At 42.3% G+C, this 17,506-nt stretch carries 22 protein-coding genes; 16 read left to right on the top strand and 6 right to left on the bottom strand.

All coding sequences use genetic code 11. From position 1 onward, the window contains the following. Window positions 1–10 precede the first annotated feature (10 nt). The 5 genes from ASG93_RS13635 to mgrA all read left to right on the top strand — a co-directional run bounded on the left by ASG93_RS13635 (window position 11) and on the right by mgrA (window position 4,012). Window positions 11–304, top strand: a complete 294-nt coding sequence (locus tag ASG93_RS13635; RefSeq protein ID WP_056832762.1) for a hypothetical protein — start codon at window positions 11–13, stop codon at window positions 302–304. 247 nt (window positions 305–551) lie between these two features. After that, entirely contained in the window at window positions 552–1,145 is a 594-nt protein-coding gene (locus ASG93_RS13630; protein ID WP_056832760.1) for a ribonuclease H-like YkuK family protein, read from the top strand. Between the two features lie 146 nt (window positions 1,146–1,291). Further along, window positions 1,292–1,798 carry a hypothetical protein gene (locus ASG93_RS13625; protein ID WP_056832758.1) on the top strand — a complete coding sequence of 169 codons (507 nt, stop codon included), beginning with the start codon at window positions 1,292–1,294 and terminating at the stop codon, window positions 1,796–1,798. Window positions 1,799–1,822: 24 nt separating this feature from the next. Further along, complete coding sequence (locus ASG93_RS13620) at window positions 1,823–2,851, top strand: phosphotransferase (protein ID WP_056832756.1); 1,029 nt, start codon at window positions 1,823–1,825, stop codon at window positions 2,849–2,851. 171 nt (window positions 2,852–3,022) lie between these two features. Next, window positions 3,023–4,012: an L-glyceraldehyde 3-phosphate reductase gene (mgrA, locus tag ASG93_RS13615; RefSeq protein WP_056832754.1), complete on the top strand. Its 990-nt coding sequence runs from the start codon at window positions 3,023–3,025 to the stop codon at window positions 4,010–4,012. Window positions 4,013–4,015: 3 nt separating this feature from the next. Here the strand turns inward: mgrA and xerS are convergent, their stop codons facing one another. Then, window positions 4,016–5,098 (bottom strand): tyrosine recombinase XerS, encoded by a 1,083-nt coding sequence (gene xerS / locus ASG93_RS13610; protein ID WP_056832752.1) that lies wholly within the window; start codon window positions 5,096–5,098, stop codon window positions 4,016–4,018. 205 nt (window positions 5,099–5,303) lie between these two features. On the opposite strand from xerS, the gene ASG93_RS13605 reads away from it, so the two are divergent. The 7 genes from ASG93_RS13605 to ASG93_RS36340 all read left to right on the top strand — a co-directional run bounded on the left by ASG93_RS13605 (window position 5,304) and on the right by ASG93_RS36340 (window position 10,740). Then, the gene (locus tag ASG93_RS13605; RefSeq protein WP_156410915.1) at window positions 5,304–5,807 is read left to right on the top strand and encodes an RNA polymerase sigma factor; all 504 of its coding nucleotides are present in this window, start codon (window positions 5,304–5,306) and stop codon (window positions 5,805–5,807) included. Between the two features lies 1 nt (window position 5,808). Beyond that, window positions 5,809–6,684, top strand: a complete 876-nt coding sequence (locus tag ASG93_RS13600) for a DUF3298 and DUF4163 domain-containing protein (RefSeq protein WP_056832747.1) — start codon at window positions 5,809–5,811, stop codon at window positions 6,682–6,684. A gap of 64 nt (window positions 6,685–6,748) precedes the next feature. Then, on the top strand, window positions 6,749–7,045 hold the full coding sequence (locus tag ASG93_RS13595; RefSeq protein WP_056832745.1) for a hypothetical protein: 297 nt from the start codon (window positions 6,749–6,751) through the stop codon (window positions 7,043–7,045). A 297-nt stretch (window positions 7,046–7,342) separates the two neighbouring features. Continuing rightward, window positions 7,343–8,362: an ATP-binding cassette domain-containing protein gene (locus ASG93_RS13590; RefSeq protein ID WP_056832743.1), complete on the top strand. Its 1,020-nt coding sequence runs from the start codon at window positions 7,343–7,345 to the stop codon at window positions 8,360–8,362. Next, window positions 8,337–9,140: an ABC transporter permease gene (locus ASG93_RS13585; RefSeq protein WP_056832741.1), complete on the top strand. Its 804-nt coding sequence runs from the start codon at window positions 8,337–8,339 to the stop codon at window positions 9,138–9,140. Before ASG93_RS13590 ends, ASG93_RS13585 begins: the two co-directional genes overlap by 26 nt. After that, entirely contained in the window at window positions 9,124–9,969 is an 846-nt protein-coding gene (locus ASG93_RS13580; RefSeq protein ID WP_082614898.1) for an ABC transporter permease, read from the top strand. The genes ASG93_RS13585 and ASG93_RS13580 overlap by 17 nt, the downstream gene beginning before the upstream one ends. 84 nt (window positions 9,970–10,053) lie before the next feature. Next, window positions 10,054–10,740, top strand: coding sequence for a DUF3892 domain-containing protein (locus tag ASG93_RS36340; protein WP_235550846.1), 687 nt, complete (start codon window positions 10,054–10,056; stop codon window positions 10,738–10,740). Between the two features lie 367 nt (window positions 10,741–11,107). Here the strand turns inward: ASG93_RS36340 and ASG93_RS13570 are convergent, their stop codons facing one another. From ASG93_RS13570 to ASG93_RS13560, 4 genes are all read right to left on the bottom strand, one after another. Then, entirely contained in the window at window positions 11,108–11,389 is a 282-nt protein-coding gene (locus ASG93_RS13570; protein ID WP_056832739.1) for a hypothetical protein, read from the bottom strand. 131 nt (window positions 11,390–11,520) lie between these two features. Further along, window positions 11,521–12,384 carry a helix-turn-helix domain-containing protein gene (locus tag ASG93_RS13565; RefSeq protein WP_056832737.1) on the bottom strand — a complete coding sequence of 288 codons (864 nt, stop codon included), beginning with the start codon at window positions 12,382–12,384 and terminating at the stop codon, window positions 11,521–11,523. An 86-nt stretch (window positions 12,385–12,470) separates the two neighbouring features. Further along, window positions 12,471–12,893, bottom strand: coding sequence for a DUF3995 domain-containing protein (locus ASG93_RS34165; protein ID WP_082614897.1), 423 nt, complete (start codon window positions 12,891–12,893; stop codon window positions 12,471–12,473). Between the two features lie 195 nt (window positions 12,894–13,088). Further along, the gene (locus ASG93_RS13560; protein ID WP_056832735.1) at window positions 13,089–13,820 is read right to left on the bottom strand and encodes a YqjF family protein; all 732 of its coding nucleotides are present in this window, start codon (window positions 13,818–13,820) and stop codon (window positions 13,089–13,091) included. Window positions 13,821–13,993: 173 nt separating this feature from the next. Between ASG93_RS13560 and ASG93_RS13555 the strand changes: the two genes are divergently transcribed. The 4 genes from ASG93_RS13555 (at window position 13,994) to ASG93_RS13540 (ending at window position 16,563) form a co-directional block, all read left to right on the top strand. Continuing rightward, window positions 13,994–14,197 carry a YwbE family protein gene (locus tag ASG93_RS13555; protein WP_056832733.1) on the top strand — a complete coding sequence of 68 codons (204 nt, stop codon included), beginning with the start codon at window positions 13,994–13,996 and terminating at the stop codon, window positions 14,195–14,197. A 24-nt stretch (window positions 14,198–14,221) separates the two neighbouring features. Next, the gene (locus tag ASG93_RS13550) at window positions 14,222–14,473 is read left to right on the top strand and encodes a YolD-like family protein (protein WP_056832731.1); all 252 of its coding nucleotides are present in this window, start codon (window positions 14,222–14,224) and stop codon (window positions 14,471–14,473) included. Window positions 14,474–14,622: 149 nt separating this feature from the next. Further along, window positions 14,623–15,534 (top strand): tyrosine-type recombinase/integrase, encoded by a 912-nt coding sequence (locus tag ASG93_RS13545; protein ID WP_235550854.1) that lies wholly within the window; start codon window positions 14,623–14,625, stop codon window positions 15,532–15,534. 105 nt (window positions 15,535–15,639) lie between these two features. After that, window positions 15,640–16,563 (top strand): S66 peptidase family protein, encoded by a 924-nt coding sequence (locus ASG93_RS13540; RefSeq protein WP_056832729.1) that lies wholly within the window; start codon window positions 15,640–15,642, stop codon window positions 16,561–16,563. Window positions 16,564–16,708: 145 nt separating this feature from the next. On the opposite strand, the gene ASG93_RS13535 is transcribed toward ASG93_RS13540, so the two are convergent. After that, window positions 16,709–17,335: a C40 family peptidase gene (locus ASG93_RS13535; protein WP_056832726.1), complete on the bottom strand. Its 627-nt coding sequence runs from the start codon at window positions 17,333–17,335 to the stop codon at window positions 16,709–16,711. Window positions 17,336–17,506 lie beyond the last annotated feature (171 nt).

Here is a 17,506-nt window from a genome sequence, read left to right as displayed (position 1 = left end):
GGAATGAAAGATGCCCTATGTACTGCAGCACAAAACATCGCAACAGATTTTCACATGTACACAAGTCAATCACTATGGTTTAGCCTATTATGGCGTTAAATTTTGGCCCGATTTAGAAGAGGCTGAGCAGCAGTTTCCAGCTTTACTGCACAACATAGGGGGATTGGAGCCGGATGCCTGGCATGTGATTGAGCTCGAGGAAGGGGAAATGAAGCTCTGTAATGTGAAGATGAAAAATGATCTTAATTTGCAAGTCTTTTGGCCTCCTACACGAAAACCGGAAGTTCGTAGACTGGAAAATTGAATTGTAGCATCATTAGGAGAGACTTTGGTCTCCGACCAAAGATCCCTATATTAGATATTCAGCCGCGTGTTCATATGGATACGATCGTTGGGGGGAGCAATGGGACTATCGACTTTTGTTCGACGGCAGTGTTTTACGATAAGTGATGGTTCGATCAGAGGTACTTTGCCATATACTATAGATAGGGGCGGATGCGCTTCAGCATCTGCTTCTTCCTCATTCTAAGGAGAAAGGAAGAACCTAATCTTTGAAACCTTTGACGACGAACCATCCACTGGAATTTCGGAACACGACGGAAAGAGGACTAAACCTAGATACCGTACACGAGCGTATTCTCCATTTCATGCGACACGACCCCGTAGCAACTTACAAATTTATTATTGGTACGGATTGTCAGGTACACACAGGTCATACGAAATTCATTACCGGTGTAGTTATTCAGCGGTTAGGAAAAGGAGCGTGGGCGTGTTATCGTCAAGTCATCGTTCATCGGGCCCTACATTCAATTAAAGAAAAGCTTTCGATGGAAACTGCTTTGAGCGAAGAGATTGCGATGTACTTTGATGAGTCTAAGCGACAGGATATGGAAAACATCATTCTTCCACATCTGTATCAAGGTGCTTCCTTCGATATGTTTATTCATATTGATGCTGGTGACGATGAGAATAAGAACCGGACTGCTAAATTCGTCCAAGAAATGGTGCGGAGAGTGGAATCCGTCGGTATGGTTCCGGTTATTAAACCGGATTGTTATGTAGCTTCGGCCTATGCTAATCGTTTTTCGAAGAAGCCGTATCAACCAATTTATGAGAATCATGAGGTCATCGATGGCATCCTATAAGAGTAATAGAACCGTTAGTTCGAAGTGGTCACCTCGATCATAGAACTGACGGTTTTGTTTGGCCCGAGAAGGTTGTGAAAAGAGGATTCCTCCGCTTCTTAGCGAAATAATGCTTTTATAAGGTTAGATAGAAAGGGGAGTACAAGATGAGCAAAACATTTATTATCGAAGCCGTCATGCTAGCGGTGCATGGTCAGTTGATGCTGCCAGAACAGCCTGTTACTTATGTGATACCTTATACCAGCATACAGGAATTATACGAGCTTCAGGCAGGCAGCGAGCCGATTATGTTAGAGGAAGAAGACGATGGCTTCGTGAAGCAAATGATTGGTGAGCTAATTGCTTTCTTCGAGGAATCTTTTAATAAGAAAAAAATTGAAAAAGCATTAACTGTTCCATGGCGGAAAAGCCCACCTTTGCCCATTAATGAGCATGTGACCTTGATGGTTGTATTTGCGATTGACAATGAGGAGTATGGGGACAATTTCGACCCGATTGAAACCGAATTAATTCTGACCGCGATCAAAGAAAAGGCTGCTTTGTTAACAGACCAGTTAGATTTCATTGAACGCATGGTTCAAGCAGGAATTCCAGTCCATGCATATGACGTAGAGGATTTTGAATTTGCGGTTGAAGGTGACAATCAGGTTTAAAAAGAGGAGTTGAGGAATGCAATTATGCGTGTCAAAGATCAAGAGGAGCAATTAACCTCATTACCATCATACTGGTTTCCTGCTCAAACGTGGTCCATGCGTGTTGGCGCGGGTGGCATGAATAATACAACTCGGTTCGTAGACGTGGAAGGTACTTCCTATGTTCTTCGATTGTACGAAACTCATCGTGACATGGACAAAATTATTTTCGAGCATAGTGTTCTTTTGGCTTTAGATAAAGAAATAGATAAACTTCCATTTCGTGTTCCTGTGCCAGTGGAGCTCCCATCAGGGGGGACTGTTGTTCGATTAGACGCTCAGGAAGGCAAACTGGCTGCCTTATTTACATTCACAGATGGCTGTAATCCTACTTGGGGGAATACGCATCAGCTGCGTCAATTCGGAGAAGCCGTCGGACAGTTGTCTTCTGCACTGGCTGAGATTTCCATGGAACATAAACCTGTCTACCCGCCTTATTATGAAATTGAACATATCCATCCCCGCTGCTCGCCAGATGCGATTCATGAGTTCTGCCTTCATCCACCAGAACCGTTCAGGCAGCAGCGCGATGAGCTCTCTTATATATTTGGACGATTTGCTGCTTTTTATAAGGCAATTCCTGCGCTTCGAGAGCTTCCTCATCAACTCGTCCATGGTGATATCAATGGGTCTAATATGCTGGTTGATGACGATGGACAAATTGTGGCCGTCCTTGATTTTGAGTTTGTAACGTTAGATGTCCGAGTGATGGAGCTAGCCGTCTGCTTATCGGATCTTATTGATATCACGCTTCCGGTCGAAGAACTGCGACGCAATTGCAAAGCCTTTTATGAGGGATATCGACAATCGATCCATTTGGAGGAGGAAGAAATTACGTTACTGCCTCTTCTGATTGAGCTTCGTCGGTTGGATGTATTTATCCATTTTCTGGGAAGATACTTAGATGGTGTGGATGCTCAAGGCGTGCTCGTTGATATTATTCATAATACGTTTGACAAAACGAAGTGGCTGCAAATGAATGGCTCGGCGCTCGTGCTTACTTTGCTCAAATAGCTTGAAATGTCATTGCAATAAATGCATCACTAACCTTGAGGTAAGTAAGACACGTTTTTTTCAGTTCTTTTCTTGTTGCCTCGGTTAACCTATACTAGTATTTGAGAATATGAAAACATAAGTGGATGCTTACGAAGAAAGTTTTCTACGAAAACTCTAAGGAGGACAAACATGGTCTATCAAGCAAGCTCAACGCGTTATGCAGAAATGAAATATAATCGTTCAGGCAAATCGGGACTTAAGCTCCCGGCCATTTCATTAGGTTTGTGGCACAATTTCGGTGGATTAGATCTTCATGAGAATGGAAGGGCTATGCTGCTTCGTTCTTTTGACTTAGGGATTACTCATTTTGATTTGGCTAATAACTACGGACCGCCACCAGGGTCAGCTGAGGAAATGTTCGGTAAGGTGTTGAAAAGCGACTTGGCCGCATATCGTGATGAATTGATCATCTCAACTAAAGCGGGTTACCACATGTGGGAAGGTCCTTATGGGGATTGGGGTTCCAAGAAATATCTCGTATCCAGCTTGGATCAAAGTTTGAAAAGGATGGGACTGGAATACGTGGATATTTTCTATTCACACAGACCGGATCCGAATACGCCTTTTGAAGAGACAATGGCTGCCCTGGATTTAATTGTTCGTCAAGGTAAAGCGTTGTACATAGGACTTTCCAATTACACGGCAGAGCAAACGAAAGAAGCCGTATCCATTCTGAAAGGTCTGGGAACACCGCTGTTGATTCATCAGCCTTCCTATAGCATGTTGAATCGTTGGATTGAGAATGGCCTGCAGGATGTGCTGGATGAGTCTGGCGTAGGCAGCATCGCGTTCTGTCCGCTTGCACAAGGCTTGTTGACGAACAAGTACGTGAGTGGAGTGCCAAGTGATTCTCGCGCGGGTGGGAAGAGTCAATTTCTGAATACGAAAGATATTACGGAAGAAAAACTTGCTCAAATTAATCAACTGAATGAGATAGCGAGCAGTCGTGGCCAAAGCTTAGCGCAAATGTCGCTAGCTTGGGTTCTCCGCGGCGAGCGAGTAACGTCTGCGTTGATTGGTGCAAGTCGTGTGTCCCAAATTGAGGAGAACGTAGCTGCTCTTAAAAACTTAGCATTCACGCCAGAAGAATTGGCTAAAATAGAAAAAATCCTGAAGTAATCTTCAGGATTCCAGCCGTTTATCAATCGCTTCGGACATTGTTTTATCCGTGAGATGCGCATAGATTTGCGTTGTTTCAGGGGAGGCATGGCCGAGCTGCTCTTGTGTTTTGTACAAGTCATTCTGTAAGTAATAATCGGTGGCGAACGAGTGCCGCAGCTTATGAACAGACAGATAGGGCTTGCCGAAGCGCTTAGCGTACTTGATAACGAGTTCTTGGATAGCCCGTTTCGTCATACGTTCGCCCTCTTTTTTGCCATTTGCAATGGCAAGGAAGAGGGCTTTTTCCTTTTTAAGCGGCTTATAACGGGTTGAGCGGATGGTGATATAGTCCGTTAGAGCTTGAATAGCTTCATGACGGAAGTATACGGGAGTTTTGAACGTGTCATCATTTTTACCTTTACGATATACATATGTAAGCTTCTTCTTAAGGTCAATATCATCGACGTTCAAATTGAATACTTCAGATACACGTAGCCCTGAATTTAGTATGAGTGTAACGATGCAAGTATCTCTTATTTTGTTTAACTCATAGGAGTAGAGTGCTTGCTTATTGGTTGCAACATCGTGCTCATAGCCATGCTGTACATACGCAATAAATTCTACAATCTCCTCTTCTTGAAGCAGCTTGCCCTCGAGCTTAGCGGCACTGTCCTTGGGCCTATGCGAGCGTTTGATTTCCACTTTGGCCATCACATTCCGCTTCAGAAGCGGGTAGAAATGATCGTCCTCGGCAATTTGGCTTAAATAATGGAATAAGGAGCGCAAAGCGGAAAGCTTACGGTTAATCGTGGTTTTCACATTAGCCTGAACTTTACGAGTTGCTAGGAACATGCGAAAGTTGTCAACGCTATCCATATGTAATTTCTCCAAATCCTCCAGAGGAACTTGGTTCATAGAGGGAGCAGCGCTTAATCCTTCGGCCAACAGCCAGGATAGAAAGATTTCGTAATCACGCACATACTCAAGTAAGGAGGACGGAGAGAGGTCTGGCAGCTTATAATTGATAAACTTTTCAATATACCACGGCATAGTAGGGATTCTTTTTTCTAATTCAAGGCGATCTTTGACTTTAATGATATTCATTGGTAAATGTCACCTCATTAGCTTTCTCTTGCTGTTAGTATAGCAGTGGGGAAGGAAAATTGGTAGAAGAAGGTCGATTTGAAGCATATGACTCTGTGATATTATGTAGTGTACCAAACTATCTTACGTACTCGGACGTCCTAGCATATACAAGGCCAATTCTTATACGCGCGTAGAAAAAGGAGCGTCTTTTAATCTCATGACGATGAATGGAAAGTTAGAAAAGTTGCTTATTGCATGTATTACGGAACATAAAGAAAATGTATATCGATTAGCTTACAGTTACGTGAAAAATTCGGATGATGCCCTTGATGTCGTTCAAGACGCCATACATAAGGCTTTTGCCTCGGCAGGCTCACTGAAAGACACCGCATCTATGAAGAGCTGGTTTTACAGAATTGTTGTAAATACTTCATTGGATTTCTTAAGGAAACATAAGAAAATGCAAGTCGTTGATGAAATCACGATGGAATCGTATGCGCAAGGCAGTGAAGATACCTATTCCAATATTGATTTGGAAAGGGCCCTGGATGATTTGCCGACAATCTATCGAAGTGTGATCGTACTACGATTTTTCGAGGATTTGAAGATTGATGAAATCGCCGAGGTTTTACAAGAAAACAGCAGTACGATAAAAACGCGATTGTATCAAGCCCTCCGATTACTCCGGATTAAAATGGTCGACGATAAGTTAGAGGAGGTCAACTAAAATGAATGAGAAACTAGAACAAATGAAACAACATTATATGGATATTCCGATTCCAAAAGAACTTGATTTTATCGTAAACCAAGCCATTAAGCAAAATAAGAAAAAGAAAAACAATGTTAAATGGGGATTTGCAGTTGCAGCAGCGGCTATCTTGTTTGTCACAGGTATCAATACTAGTCCTACTTTGGCCCATGCTTTGTCTGAGGTGCCTATCGTTGGTGATCTCGTTAAGGTGCTAACTTTTAGAGAATATAAGTACAATGAGGAAACCTATAAAGCTAATCTAGAAGTGCCTGTAATCACAAATTTGGATAATAAAACCTTGGAAGATACCCTGAATAACAAATATCAGGAAGAAGGTAAGAAGTTATATACAGATTTCATCAATGAGATGGAAAGTTTGAAGCAAAATGGCGGTGGTCATGTAGGTGTAGTAAGCGGTTATGTGATTAAAACCGATAACGATCACATCCTTTCAGTAGGAAGATACTATGTAAATACGGTTGGATCCTCCTCAACAACATTCAAATACGACACAATCGACAAGAAGAAACAATTGCTCATCACTTTGCCAAGTTTGTTTAAAAATGATGAATATATCCATGTTATTAGTGAAAATATTAAGGAGCAAATGAAGGAGCAGATGAAGGGGGACCCCCAGAAGACTTATTGGGTTGAGGGTGTGCCTAATAAGGTGAACTTTTACTTCAAAACCATTACGAAGGATCAAAACTTCTACATCAATACGAATGGTCAACTCGTTATCTCTTTCCAAAAATACGAGGTTTCACCCGGTTATATGGGCGTTGTAGAGTTTATTATTCCGACTCCTGTACTGTCTGATATTTTGACAATGAGAGGCGAGTATATTCAATAGGAATAAAAAAAGGAACATTTACTAAAATTAATCAGGTATGAAAAATTCAGCTGGGGGTATCTCTATGCAACAAGAACAAACGCCGCAACAAAATCAACAAGGCTTTGAGCAAATAAAAGAAGCTGCCCAAAAGGCTGAGCAAGCTGCTGAACAAACGCTGCAAGTTGCTCAGGAGATTTATTCACAGGCGACTGAAGCTGCACTGACCGAAGCAGAGCAACAGCTGCAAGATCTTCAGGGACAAATTCAGCAGGCCCAGCAAAAGACGGAAGATTTGAAACAAGAATTACAAACGACACAAGATTCGAAGCAATCCCAACAACAACAAACACACTCTTCGCAATCTCATCAATCCCAATAACACAACGTCAGAGTGTAGCGTAAAAAGTCTGTGCACTAGCAACAGGCTTTTTAGGCTTGGAAGGGTTGCAAAAAAAGTATTGTCTGTACATGACATCATGTGTTAATATGTGGAAAATAAACGGAAGGGCTTCTAGGGATCCGAACCTACAAAGGTGGCGAACCGAGCGAAGCCGACACGGTTACATAACGTGTTACACCGTAAGGGATAAAAGACCTTCGGAAAGTTCCGCCTGTTTAGGCGAAACGGACCGAGGTCTTTTTTGCTTTACCGTAATAAAAAGTGGAGGGTACAGTGATGGCATCGATCCGTGTGGAGCAATTGGGGAAATCCTTTCGACTCAAGAAAAAAGAAGAAGGTTTTATGGCGAGTGTTAAGGCACTGTTAAAGCCGGAGTATGAAGACAAATCAGCTGTAGAGGGTATAACGTTCTCCGTGGATCAGGGGGAAACGCTTGCCTTTCTTGGACCAAACGGTGCTGGGAAGTCCACGACGATTAAGATGCTGACAGGCATCCTTCATCCTACAACAGGTCAAGCAGAAGTTCTAGGCTGCTGTCCATGGAAGGAGCGTACAAAACTGAGTTATCGAATAGGCTCTGTCTTCGGGCAAAAGTCGCAGTTGTGGTATCACTTGCCTCCAATCGATACCTTCGAGTTAATGAGCCGTATTTACGAGCTAAGGCGCAGTGAGTATATACGCCGGCGAGATGATCTCATCGAGAGATTTGAACTTGGACCCTATTTGCATACGGCAGTGAGGAAGCTTTCACTAGGCGAACGGATGCGCTGTGAGATCGCAGCTTCCTTGATGCACCGCCCGCAGGTGCTGTTCCTTGATGAACCTACGATTGGGCTGGACGTAGTCGTTAAACAGCGAATACGTGAGCTTATTTTAGAGTTAAAACGTGAAGAAGGAACAACTGTATTTCTTACGTCACATGATGCTGGTGATATTGAGCGGCTATGTGACCGGGCAATTGTTATCAATCATGGGCGGATTGTCTTCGATGACCGTGTCGAGGTTATGAAGCTGCGGTTTTTGACACAGAAAACAGTCCGTCTTGTCCTGGAAGATGATCCGGATGCCATAGAAATTGTCGGGGTGAAGGTACTCGAACGAAATGGGGTCAGAATTTCGCTCTCTGTTGATATGGGTCAAACGACGATCGAAGCAGCGCTGTCTCAGATCATGGCTGAGCACCGAATCATTGACGTTACCGTCGAAGATCCACCAATGGAGGACATCATCACACGTATGTACGGGAACTTCGGTAAGGAGGAGAAAGGACATGAACACCTGGAGAAAATCGGTTAAATATGCCTTTATCGGCAAAATCACACTTCGCAATCAACTTGCTTATGTGGCCGATTTTCTGATCCGCTCGTTGTTTCTGCTGCTGATTCTTTATATTTTTCTTCAACTCTGGCAGACAACGTTTCGTGGCGAGGGAACGGAGCGTATAGCAGGCTTCAGCTTCAAGCAGATCATGTGGTATCTCGTTATAACGGAATCGATGATCCTCGCCTGTCCAAGTCTCTGCACACGTGTAGAGGAAGAAGTAAAGAGCGGGGATATCGTGTTCAAATTTGTGCGGCCAGTCAACTTTGTCGCCTTTCATTATGTCGAATATATGAGTGAAGCCTCGATTCGTTTTCTTGTTAACGCGGCGCTTGGCGGTTTATTAGGATTACTAATTATGGGTCCGCCAGATTTTGGTTATGGGTTACTATGGTTGCCAATTATGGCCTTGTGCGGTTTCACGGTTAATTTCATGTTAAATATGGTTTTAGCGCTAAGCTCCTTTTGGGTGGAGGAGACACGCGGACTGGAATTCGTCTACAATAAATTTTTATTTACAATTGGCGGCATGCTGATGCCTCTGGAATTATTTCCCGATATGCTGCAGCAGGTAGGTCGTTGGCTGCCGTTCCAAGCCATTGTCTACATCCCGGCCAAGTCAACAGTGACCTTCGATGCCGTTCAATTGCCACGAATGCTCAGCACACAGCTAATATGGGTTATTATCATTGGCATAGTTGTCTTATTGGTCTATAGAAAAGGAGTGAAAAAGCTCAATGTTAATGGTGGATAGCCGCAAATTGACACCCATTAGTGAATTTAATCAGCCAGGTAAATTCGGGCGTTTACTACGTTTCGTCTGGCAATGTTGGAAACTTAATCTTGCTGGCGCTATGGAGTTTCGGATGAGCTTCTTTCTCACGGCAGGTATGATGATTATCAATAATGTGGTTTGGATCGTGTTCTGGGGACTTTATTTTGGCCGATTTCAAGTATTGAACGGATGGGAACTGCAGGATGTGATGATGCTATGGGCTGTAGCAGCTGGCGGCTTTGGCGTTATGGCAACGTTTTTCGGTAATGCCATGCGAATTTCGAATCTGATTTCAACTGGACAGCTTGATATTTATTTAACACAACCTAAGCCAGTTCTGCTTCATGTTCTCATCAGCCGCATGTCGGTAAGTGCAATTGGGGACGTCTTATTCGCACTTTTAATTTACGTTTCATTTGGAGATAAATCGATGATAGGCTTTATTAAATTTGGTCTAGCGATGCTGTTATCGACGCTGATTTTCTTATTTTTCACGGTTATTGTGAACTGCCTTGCATTCTGGTTAGGAAGTGCAGATGGACTGAGTTTTCAGCTTTATAATGGGCTTCTAACATTCACCACATATCCAACGAGCATATTTCGGGGGATGGGTAAAATCGTGCTTTTTACAGTTTTACCGGCGGGATTCATAAGTTACTTACCAATTGGGTTGTTACGTCAGGTTGACATTCCTTATATATCAGGTGCCATAGCTGTAACAAGCCTGCTTTGTTTTGGCGGCATTTATTTGTTTTACACAGGACTCCGGAGATATGCCTCTGGCAATATGATGGGGCTTCGGCGTTAATTGGGTTAAAAGGGATAAGCTTCATAGAGGTGACGCATGCTATAGGTGGAAGCCGCTTTAGAATTAACAAAGGAGCTGATATCTATGGCACGACGCCGACGTGGACAACAATCAATGCAACAACCGATGCAACAACCGATGATGCAGAATCAACCGTATGGGTTGACGAATACACAGTTTGAACCCAGTCAAAATTATAGCAATGCGGTCGAACCTACTCACAACGCGAATTATGCATGGAATGGTCAACCGATTCCAAATGCTCAGATTTACCAGCAAGCGGGACAAAGCGGGCAGCAGTCATTTATTCCACAAGCTCGTAACAGCGGAACCCAATCTTCCCAAGGTGGAATGCCAGTTCCAGGTTCTTCGGGCAACATGAATGCCGAATATGGTCAACGAAACACAGGAATCAACAATGCAGATGCGAGAAATGTAGGCTTTCAAGGGGGATATACCGGCTATGGTGCGAATGGTCAACCAACCCAATATGGCACTTTTATGCGGGATGGAACGCAGTATGGTGCAGGTCCACACACGATAGACCCCAACAAAGCGATTATTCAATCGGTCCATTATGGAGATGGCGGCATCAGTGCGGTTCAATTCCAAGACGGTAGGATCGTTGATATTGCAAATGCCATTGCCATGACAGAAGCAGGATTGATTGAAGATGTGAACACTGGAAAGAATCGTGAAGGTCAAAAAACGCTCCGATCTTATCCGGATGGCGATCCTAGCAACAATTTATCTAATTTACCTCGATTTTAAAAAGCTTATCACATGCAGTTTGCCATGGTGCAAACTGCTTTTTTTTTATTGTATAGGAAATTACAGGAAATTATGAAAGATGCCGATCTGTGGATAAGTTTTGTAAAATGAACTGGAGGATAGGAAGATGAACAAGTAATATCTTACAAAATGAAAAGGACGGTCAGCTGAGAAGTCAATTTCCGACCTCTCCGACACTGTCGACGAGCTTCGGCTCGCAAAGCTCCTGCTGTAAGTGCGTTTTCCGCGCATATTTGTTCTGAATAAGGTCTCCCAAATGAAAAGGCCACCGTTACAAATCGGCAGCCTTTTTGCTCTAGTGTTCTAATGAGCTCATATAATAGCATTCTTTGAATGCGGATACATTTTATTTTTTGAAATTTGCCAGATACTTGAGAACAAGTCCAAGTGCGCCGACGTAATAAGCAATTAATAATACGAAGCCTGTTGGATCAAGGGACATCATATTGGAAATTAAAAATAAAGGGAAAACATAGAACAGCATATCTTGCAGATAAGTCAGAATCAGAGTGCTGGAAAAGCTGCCAGCTTTGAGTGCTTTATACAAGCCTAGTAAAAAGCTAAGCCCCATAAAGCCCAGAACTAACAACATCGAATAGAGCATCCAACCCGTAAGTGTAAGTGTCATTTAGATTCACCTCCCCGTAGGAAGATTTTCTTTCTACTTTATCATATGCTGCCATATGACAAGTCGTACTAGACGACACGATTATTTTATATAAAAATCGAATTTACATAATATTAATTATGTAAACAAAATTAAACCTGCATATTGTTCCGATAAATAAGTGGTGACACACCGACGTATTTCTTAAATAACCGTGAGAAGTAAAAAACATCTTTATAACCAAGCGAATCTGCGATTTCCTTTACCGTATCGTCCGTATTTAAAAGAATATTTTTCGCAGCTGCCATTTTCAAGCGGTGAATATAAGCACCTAGCGGGTAACCGGTATATTCACTCACGATCCTCCGTAGCGTAGAAAGCGAGATATGGTGACGTTTTGCTATTAGTATCGCGTCAAAAGGCTCGAATAACGAATTAGCTAGGTCGTCCATGAGATCGATCAATTGCTGCGTTTTTGTCGTCTCTGCCGATACTTGATTTTCAAGAATAAATTCAAAAAGCAAGGATTCAAGCAGCAAGGCAGCACGGTCTATATTATCAGGTATACCGCTTTCCATAAGGATAAAAATACGCTCGATTCGATTGTGCTGGGCGGCATCTTCATGCCCAACCTGCTTCGCCAAATCGACTTGTGTAAGCCAACTGCCCAGCCATTCCGCAATACGGCTTCCCTCGAATGAGAAGTAGTACTCATCCCAATAACCGTCTGTATCGGGTCCATAATTATAAACAGCTCCAGGTCGTAGGAAGAACAGACTGCCGCTTTCAATGTGTTGGACGCCGCCGCCATCGACTTGATAGGAGCCTTTTCCACCGGCTATATAGACAAATGCCCATTTCTCAAATGAAGCATTAGATCGAAAGGAAATACGGCCTGGAAGATGCCCGACTGCACGGATAATCAAGGATTGCAGCTTTAATTTACTTGAATCAATAGGTAATGTAACGATCCGAAGCGGATAAGGACTAATCATATAGTCCATGAATCTTGGCATATCGTGTATTCCCTCCGTGTAAGCTCCAAGGCAAATTTTGGATGAAGCCTGGTTTAATCTAATCATGTTCATAGCATCGGGCGAAATTAGCTGTAAATGAGCGTGTAATAAAATGTGAAACATAGCCATAAGCAAAGCGGTGTGAACAAAAGGGAGTCATATGTTGCGAAACGAGTTTGTTTGACCCTCTTAAATAAACCCACATACTTGAAATCCCCAATTGCACGGAGTCCAAAAACGAAGACACATATCCAACAGCCCCATTTAATCCATGGATATGAAGGGAGGGATGGAAGTAAGCGTCCTTGAATAGACAGTAAAAGTGCACCGATAAACAAGAGAAGGGCTACGATTAAAGTGGCTATTGTACCAGGTTTAAACGTTAGTTCTCCTGATCCGCTTGTAGCAGGGATAACAACTCTGCTTCCCCAGTGACCGCCAAATGCCCAGAACACATGTAAGCTTCCGATACAAAGCAATAAGAAAACAGAAATTCCACTGATCATCATCCTTGAATCACAACCTCTCGGAAACGAATGCCATCTCTGTCATAATTTTAACTGAAATAAGCTTTTTTAAATAGGAAAAAGCACGAAATGATAGAAAAACCGTGTTAAGATGTGGTTTTTATTTGAATTAATCACATTAAATATTAATATTGTTAACTATATTTTCTCGAACTTCGGAGTAAGTATATCGTATTATTATGTAAGGCAAAGTTTTTCGAGTGCCCAGATTTTAACCTTTAATTTTTTAGCAAAATGTAAAAGCGGTGGTGTATCTGGAAGCTGAATTCCAAATGAATAAGGGAGTGTATTGACGTAGATTGAAGCTTCAGCTGATTGTAAGGGCCATGGCTCATGATCGATATCTCCTCGATATACATTACCGCGTCGATCTGTGCAATAGAGACAATAACGTTCGGTTAACCAATACTCAAGAGTTCCATGATTCGATAATCGTATAGCGGATGATGGGCGATATTCACCAGTAAATTCACCTTGTCGTGCACGTTTATCTTTTCGTAAACATTGGTAGTATATGGTGCTATTGGGTCGATGTTGAACTTGAATATGCGCATAAAAGTACAGAAGATGGAAAGCGAAACGTGCCGCTTCAACAGCGAATCGATTATGGGCATCTAGACTGAAAAAGTAAACGCCAGGTTTACCGTTTATGGTTACATAGGTCCTAAGATTAATTTCTGGAAAAGCAGAAAAATAAGGTAATGGAGGTATACCTCTGGGTGCTATGCCCGACATGTGAAAGGGGACAACGCCGATCCATGCTGTTCCGTCAAAGGTGTCAATGGGGATATGGGCTGGTAGGAGTGGTCTTAATGTTTCGGTGGGAATGGGCCAATGAGCAAAGAGTAAATCATTCCAGGTTTGGTGCATGATCCAGGGCTTGTCAGGTAACGGCCATGATCGACTCATAAGTGCTACTCCTTCTGTTTTGGCGACTTCGATATTTATTTTGTAGATTAATCGTATTGATTTAGTAAGCCGTTGTAAAGGGTTTTACAAATGTAGTCAACTTGATGGGGAATGGTGGGAAACTATGTTATAATAAAGCACACAATTGAAAGAAAGCAGGCGACTTACACAACATGAATGGCCAAAATCGTAAAGATGTGATTCCAGGTATTGAAGTGAATATTGTTTTGAAGCAAGACCAACGCAGCGGGAAGTTGACGCGTGGAATTGTCAAAGATTTATTAACCAATTCACCTACCCATCCTCATGGGATAAAAGTAAGACTAGCAGATGGACAGGTTGGACGTGTCAAAGAAATATTATCGCCGTCAAGGTGATCTATAATCCAGGGGGAACGTGAGATGGCGAAAGCGAAAGTAGCAAAAAGACCAACGCGGGATGAATTTGTGTTAGAAGAAATCGGTAATCAATTGTCTGAAGCGAAGCAGGAGAACTCCGAGATTGTTCTGACGGTTTGGGGGCGTGAAGAACCTGTTCGCGGGCTTATCACGACAATGGATTCTCGGACCGGTAGAGTACATATGGAAGTGAATGGTGAAATTGATAAAGTCCCGTTCATGGACATTATGAAAGTCGAGTACCCGCGGGATTAAAATCGGAAAACGGTTAATAAGCTTATTTTGCTGCTCGTTACACAGGATAAGCGTTAATTGACCGTTTTTTTTTCTGTCAAAAAATTGCACTAAATCTATATTTAACGCAACTTAGATCGTAACGGACGGAGTGACTAGGATTGGGGCAAGTGTATGAGTATGATGATGAGTATTTGGAGCTATTTGACTCATGGATGAAGGATCAGGGTTTTACAAAACGTACACAACAAGCTTATTTAGGGGATGTTCGGTTATTCCTTTCCAATGTAGAGAAAACTTTGCCGACAATCGAGGCCATTGATATCATGCGCTTCTTGACGAAAATGCGACAGGGTGGTGCAGGAGATGCCGCGCGTAATCGCTATTTATCTTCGATTCGGACATTTTTCGCGGCGTTGATCGAACTCCAAATTGTCCAGAGCAACCCTTCACTAAACGTAAAAAAATCAAAGGTCGAGAAAAACCAAATTCCCACGTTTCTCAGCGAGCAGCTGCTTGCTGTGTTTTTACAATCGATCGAGGGAAAGTATCAGATCCGGAATGTGGCCATGTTTCTATTGATGAGTTATGCGGGTTTGCGTGTTAGTGAGCTGCATCGACTAAACATCGCTGATTTCAATCGTTCAACGAGTACGCTGCAGGTGTTTGGCAAAGGGCGGAAATGGCGTGTTATCCCTATTCCTGCCGAACTGGTTAAAGTTCTGAATAAAGCCTTGATGGAACGAATGAATACAAGGAGCTCGGTGGAGCAGCCATTTTTTGTTTCTCAATTTGGTAGGCGAATTAGTGTTCGTATGATTCAAACGATTGCAGAGAAGCATTTCGAGGTGCTGAAGAAGCAGTATGCCGAACTACAAGGGAAGTCGATCTCAAGTCACAAGCTTCGCCATACGTTTGCCACGATGCAGGTTCTGGCAGGGACGGATATCCGAACTTTGCAGGAATTACTTGGCCATGCGAGCATCCAGACCACGCAGATTTACACTCATGTCGGAGATAAACAAAAGCAGGATGCAATGAACAGGGTTTCGGCATTTATTCCGGTAGGAATGGGGATATAGAACGGGAAAAGTAATAATCAGCTCGAGTGACGCATATAAGGCAACAAAGAGATTACAAAGCAGGATCCAATATTGAATAAGTTCTCTTTGGTAGGAGGCATATTTATGGCTATAAAGCCCCCCATTTTACAAAGGGGTGATACCATCGGAATTGTTACTTTAGGAAGTCCTCTTGACGCAAATATTATTGATGAAAGAATTAAAACAATTGAAAATATGGGATTCAATGTAGTAGTGGGGAAATATGCGTATGCTTATGGTGGCATTGTTGCCTCAACAGCACAGCAACGTGCAGAAGATCTTATGAGTATGTTTGAAAATCGCAATGTGAAGATGATATTACCTACAAGAGGAGGGACAGGGGTCAAAGATATTTTGCCATACCTAAATTATACGATTATAAAAAATAATCCTAAAATCGTAACTGGATACAGTGATATCACGATTTTATTGAATATCCTGTACCAATTCTCTAACTTAATTACTTTTCAAAGTCTATTGTTAATTGATTTTAGCACGAGTACACCAACGTATAACTTCAACCAATTTTATTCGGCTACATCAACCCTCAGTAGTCCAAGAGTGATTCAGAATCCGCCCGGCATGCAGCAGACCAGCCTGGTTGAAGGAAATGTTAGAGGTCCGATCGTAGGGGGGAATCTCACTTCATTTGTTGATACACTTGGAACTCCATACGAAATTGATACGTCCGGCAAAATATTGGTCATAGAAGAGACGCACGAAGCAACGAATGTGATTTACCGACATCTGACTCATTTAATAATGGCAAGGAAATTTCAAGATTGCATCGGTGTAGTAATGGGACAATGCACGAATTGCTCCATATCTTATTCTACGACTTATAATGACTTAATAACTGGGTTGATTGTTCCTCTAGGAAAGCCTCTCATGACCAATGTAAGCACAGCTCATGGCCTTTATAAAGCGGCAATCCCCATTGGAGCGAATGTTAACCTTAATACATACAATAACAGGCTTACTGTGCTTGAACCCACTGTAACAGCTTAGGATACTATTTATAAGAACGAAAAAAGCCGGTGAAAACCGGCTTTTTCTCAGTAGATAAGAAAGTATAAGTTTTATACTTTTGCTTCGCATCTACCTTGACAAACGCACTCGTCCCTGAAGGACGACGGAGTCGTTTATCCTTGTACTAGTTAATTAAACGACGTGCACCCCAATAATGAGCATCATAGTAGGGAGTACCAAAGAAAGTGCTAATCTTTACTTCTCTCGTTCCCATCGTACCTGCTTGAAGAATTTTGTTATTTCCAAGATAAATACCTACATGGGAGACTCCGGTTGTATAAGTATCTTGAAGAAATATAAGATCACCTTTACGCAGATTGCTTTTATCTACAGGTGTTCCTAATTGACTCAATAATAATGACGAATGAAGAAGGTTAAACCCGTGTTGATTAAACGCATATTGTACAAAGCCAGAGCAATCAAAAGCAACATACGGTGTGTTGCCGCCAAATACATACGGCGTTCCAAGCTGCTTCATTCCTGTTGCAATGATGGCATCTGCTTTTACTTCCCAGCTCTGTTTAATAGGAGCCTTAACAGGAATATTGATAACAACACCTGCGTAGATATTTCGCTCATTAACGTTTGGATTGCTTACGATAAGATCGGATAATGAAACATTGAACTTCTGTGAAATGGTCCAGAACGTGTCAGCATCAGTAGCAATGTACTGATTTGATGGCGCCGCAGTTGCGATTCCGCTGAATAAAAGACTTGTCGCCATTACGCTTGAAAGAATAAACTTTCTCATGAATTTCCTCCTAGAAGTTATGTAGTTACTTAAATATTCTATCAAAATGAAGAAATAGAGAATATGAGCAAATTATGGATAAACGTGAGAAGAGGGTTATTCGTATAAAATTTGTTTACATAATATATGTTATGTAATAAGTAATTCAGTGAGCCTCATATCGAACAGCTG

Source organism: Paenibacillus sp. Soil787 (genome assembly GCF_001429545.1).
Lineage (GTDB): Bacteria > Bacillota > Bacilli > Paenibacillales > NBRC-103111 > Paenibacillus_E.
Note: the sequence above shows the minus strand (reverse complement) of the source record. Positions and strands in the feature narration are given on the sequence as shown.

Coding starts and splice junctions, on each gene's coding strand:
- ASG93_RS13635 (WP_056832762.1), top strand. CDS start 11: ATGCCCTATGTACTGCAGCACAAAACATCGCAACAGATTTTCACATGT.
- ASG93_RS13625 (WP_056832758.1), top strand. CDS start 1,292: ATGAGCAAAACATTTATTATCGAAGCCGTCATGCTAGCGGTGCATGGT.
- ASG93_RS13620 (WP_056832756.1), top strand. CDS start 1,823: ATGCGTGTCAAAGATCAAGAGGAGCAATTAACCTCATTACCATCATAC.
- mgrA (WP_056832754.1), top strand. CDS start 3,023: ATGGTCTATCAAGCAAGCTCAACGCGTTATGCAGAAATGAAATATAAT.
- xerS (WP_056832752.1), bottom strand. CDS start 5,098: ATGAATATCATTAAAGTCAAAGATCGCCTTGAATTAGAAAAAAGAATC.
- ASG93_RS13605 (WP_156410915.1), top strand. CDS start 5,304: ATGAATGGAAAGTTAGAAAAGTTGCTTATTGCATGTATTACGGAACAT.
- ASG93_RS13600 (WP_056832747.1), top strand. CDS start 5,809: ATGAATGAGAAACTAGAACAAATGAAACAACATTATATGGATATTCCG.
- ASG93_RS13595 (WP_056832745.1), top strand. CDS start 6,749: ATGCAACAAGAACAAACGCCGCAACAAAATCAACAAGGCTTTGAGCAA.
- ASG93_RS13590 (WP_056832743.1), top strand. CDS start 7,343: ATGGCATCGATCCGTGTGGAGCAATTGGGGAAATCCTTTCGACTCAAG.
- ASG93_RS13585 (WP_056832741.1), top strand. CDS start 8,337: ATGAACACCTGGAGAAAATCGGTTAAATATGCCTTTATCGGCAAAATC.
- ASG93_RS13580 (WP_082614898.1), top strand. CDS start 9,124: ATGTTAATGGTGGATAGCCGCAAATTGACACCCATTAGTGAATTTAAT.
- ASG93_RS36340 (WP_235550846.1), top strand. CDS start 10,054: ATGGCACGACGCCGACGTGGACAACAATCAATGCAACAACCGATGCAA.
- ASG93_RS13570 (WP_056832739.1), bottom strand. CDS start 11,389: ATGACACTTACACTTACGGGTTGGATGCTCTATTCGATGTTGTTAGTT.
- ASG93_RS13565 (WP_056832737.1), bottom strand. CDS start 12,384: ATGCCAAGATTCATGGACTATATGATTAGTCCTTATCCGCTTCGGATC.
- ASG93_RS34165 (WP_082614897.1), bottom strand. CDS start 12,893: ATGATGATCAGTGGAATTTCTGTTTTCTTATTGCTTTGTATCGGAAGC.
- ASG93_RS13560 (WP_056832735.1), bottom strand. CDS start 13,820: ATGAGTCGATCATGGCCGTTACCTGACAAGCCCTGGATCATGCACCAA.
- ASG93_RS13555 (WP_056832733.1), top strand. CDS start 13,994: ATGAATGGCCAAAATCGTAAAGATGTGATTCCAGGTATTGAAGTGAAT.
- ASG93_RS13550 (WP_056832731.1), top strand. CDS start 14,222: ATGGCGAAAGCGAAAGTAGCAAAAAGACCAACGCGGGATGAATTTGTG.
- ASG93_RS13540 (WP_056832729.1), top strand. CDS start 15,640: ATGGCTATAAAGCCCCCCATTTTACAAAGGGGTGATACCATCGGAATT.
- ASG93_RS13535 (WP_056832726.1), bottom strand. CDS start 17,335: ATGAGAAAGTTTATTCTTTCAAGCGTAATGGCGACAAGTCTTTTATTC.